The sequence below is a fragment of the Micromonospora sp. NPDC047753 genome (genome assembly GCF_040642735.1).
Taxonomy (GTDB): domain Bacteria; phylum Actinomycetota; class Actinomycetes; order Mycobacteriales; family Micromonosporaceae; genus Micromonospora.
This window is the reverse complement of the sequence record NZ_JBEYSL010000761.1, coordinates 1-2,190: the sequence shown is the minus strand read 5'-3', so window position 1 is coordinate 2,190 and position 2,190 is coordinate 1. Positions and strand designations below refer to the sequence as shown.

2 protein-coding genes and 1 pseudogene are annotated in these 2,190 nt (G+C 67.2%); all 3 read left to right on the top strand.

All coding sequences use genetic code 11. The features are described 5' to 3' along the window. A pseudogene (locus ABZ749_RS34225) lies at window positions 1-505 on the top strand (glucuronyl hydrolase); the annotation flags it as partial. Between the two features lie 45 nt (window positions 506-550). Then, a complete protein-coding gene (iolB, locus tag ABZ749_RS34220; RefSeq protein WP_357235336.1) occupies window positions 551-1,375 on the top strand; it encodes a 5-deoxy-glucuronate isomerase in 825 nt (274 codons plus the stop codon). Window positions 1,376-1,588: 213 nt separating this feature from the next. Then, the coding region (locus tag ABZ749_RS34215; RefSeq protein ID WP_357235333.1) for an FAD/NAD(P)-binding protein at window positions 1,589-2,190 on the top strand (602 nt) is incomplete at its 3' end.

Genomic DNA, 2,190 nt, shown 5'->3' with positions numbered 1-2,190 from the left:
CGGCGAAACCGAACAGGGCCACGCCGACCACTCCTGCTGGGCGCGCGGGCAGGCATGGGGCATCTACGGGTTCAGCCTCAACCACCGGCACATCGGCGACCCAGCGCTGCTCGCCGCCGCGAGGACCTGCGCCGACCGCTTCCTCGCCGACCTGCCCGACGACCACGTCGCGTACTGGGATCTGGAGTTCGGCGACGGCAGCGGCCAGGAGCGGGACAGCTCGGCCGCGGCCATCGCCGCCTGCGGCCTGGTCGAACTGGCAGACGGCCTTGGCGACGACACGGCCAGCGCCGACCGGTACCGGAAAGCCGCCGCCGAGATCCTGCGCTCGCTCATCGCCCACTACTCCACCGGTGGTCATCCGGCCTCGAACGCGCTGATCCTGCACGGCGTCTACGACAAACCCAAGAGCGTCGGCGTCGACGAGGGAACCCTGTGGGGCGACTACTTCTACCTGGAAGCCCTCGCCCGCGCCACCATTCCGGGCTGGACCAGCCCCTGGTGACCACCACGCACCGACCCGCTCCGCCCCGCATCCCGAAAGGTGACCATGGACTACCGCTACCACTGCTCCATTCCGGCCGTCGACGGCCGGAACACGCTGCCCTTCAATCCCTGCCGACTGCTGGACTTCACCCTGCTGCGGCTGTCGGCCGGCGAGTCCTGGACCGGCGAGTCGGGTGACCGGGAGATCCTGGCCGTCGTCCTCGGTGGCACGGCCAGCTTCACCGTCGCCGGCCGCCACTTCCCGCACGTCGGTCAGCGTCCGGACGTCTTCTCCGGCAGGCCGCACTCGGTCTACATCCCGGCCGATTCCTCGGTGACCGTCGAGGCGGTTACCACCGTGGAGATAGCCCTGCCCAGCGCACCCAGCGAACTGGCCACCGACCCCTACGTCATCGCACCGGAGCAGGTCGTGAGCGGCCGCTGGGGAGCTGCCAACTTTGGCCGTACCTACCACCAGATCCTCACCGAGATCTCCCAGCCGGACCTGCCCGCCCGCCGGCTCATCGTCGGCGAGACCTACACGCCCTCGGGGAACTGGAGCACCTACCCGCCGCACCGGCACAAGGTCGACGACCTGCCCGCCGAGGCCGCACACGAGGAGATGTACTACTACCGCGTCAACCCGGCGAACGGCTTCGGCATCAGCCGGGTCTACACCGACGACGGGTACGAGGAGAACGTCACCATCCGTGACCATGTGATGCAGATGATGCCCGAGGGGTACCACACCGTGGTCAGCGCACCCGGCTACACCACCTATTTCCTGTGGTTCCTGGCCGGCACGCAACGCACCCAGGGCGCTCGCGAGGACGCCGACCTCGCCTGGGTGGGCCAGACCGTACCGACCCTGCGGGGCCTGGGCCTGTAGTGACATCAGTGGGACCCATCGCAACGTCGCCGTCGACCGGGGAGTGGCCGGACGCTCGGACCTGATCGGGAGGACTACCGCGGTCCCGTGCAGGTCGAACCGTGGAGGGCCGCTGCGGGTCGGGCACTTGACGAAATCGTCGAAGATGGATGATCAGGGCAGTTGCGTCGAGGACCACAGGATCGCGTTCCTGAAGGTCAGCGGGAGGGCGCCATGACCGCACAGATTTCGGCCGTGGTGGCGATAGTTGCCGCATTGATCTCGTGTGTTCAGTTGTTGGTCGGCCGGTCCGTCTCACGCGGCGGCATTCTGTCCGCCGTGATGATGAATCACTGGTCGGCCGAGAATGTGGCGCTGCGGGACGTTGTCTATGGACTGGGGAACAAGGAGTACGCACAGTGGTCGGAGGAGGAGCGTGCGGCGGCGACTGCCGTGGGCATCCAGATCTCCCAAGTCGGCTTCCTGCTCCGCAATTCCTACGCTGACCGCAGGGCGTTCCTCGACTTCTGGTCGAGCTGGTGCGTGCGGCTCTTCGTCATCCTGTCGCCGATGATCGCCGACCTGCGCACGCGCCAGAACGCTCCAGATCAGTGGATCTACTTCGAATGGCTGGCCCGGAAAGCCTATCGGCACACGTTGCGTAGGCCCTGGTGGCAGCGGTATGCCTGGGCGTCACTGAAACGACAGACGCGCCAACTTCCCGATCCCGATGTCCTGAGGTCGAGGTCACAGGCCAGAACAGCCATGATCATCGGTAGCGGCATCGCCGGCAGTGTGGCGGCACTCGCGTTGCACCGGGCAGGCATCGAGCCGAC